This window comes from Mesorhizobium sp. M7A.F.Ca.US.006.04.2.1 (genome assembly GCF_004022915.1).
Lineage (GTDB): Bacteria > Pseudomonadota > Alphaproteobacteria > Rhizobiales > Rhizobiaceae > Mesorhizobium > Mesorhizobium ciceri.
Genome location: NZ_RZQA01001565.1, coordinates 1 through 589, shown reverse-complemented (window position 1 = coordinate 589; position 589 = coordinate 1). Strand labels below are relative to the sequence as shown.

The following is a 589-nucleotide window of genomic DNA, read 5'->3' as shown; positions in this document are numbered from 1 at the left end:
CGCCCATTCGGCGCTGCGCTACAACGAGATCTATCCGCAGCGCCACGACAAGGACCGGCTGGAGCCGGGCGTCAATGCGATCGAGATCGCCGCCCGCTTCATTGCCGCCGTGCGCCAGTATGAGCTGGACCGGACGCGAGCAAAATCGCATCCGCTGCTGCCGCTCGGCATGAACACCATCAACATCGGCGTCATGCATGGCGGCACCGGCCTTGGCGAGCACGGCCTGCCGACCGTGATGACCAACCCGGCCATCATTCCCGATGTCGCGGTGCTCGATCTCGACATGAAATTCCTGCCCGACGAGAATTCGGCCGACTACCGCCGCGATTTCGAGGCGTTCGTCCACCATTTCGCGCAGACCGATGCGTGGCTGCGCGACAACCCGCCTGCGATCCAATGGGAGCTCGGCGGGCTGCATTTTCCGCCGATGAACACGCCGGTCGACCATCCGCTGGTGAGATCGCTGATGAAGCGCAAGGCCATGGTCGGCAAGGCGCCGCAGGCGCGTGGCTTCGTCGCCGTGTGCGATGCCGCGCACTATGCCGGCGCCGGCGTCGACGGTGTCATCTTCGGCCCGTCAGGCGAC

Annotated in this window: 1 protein-coding gene; it reads left to right on the top strand. The window is 65.7% G+C overall.

The window, feature by feature from the left end; genetic code table 11:
• Positions 1-589, top strand: a 589-nt coding sequence (locus EN925_RS38755) for a peptidase dimerization domain-containing protein (protein ID WP_164894830.1), incomplete at both ends; no start/stop codon positions are given.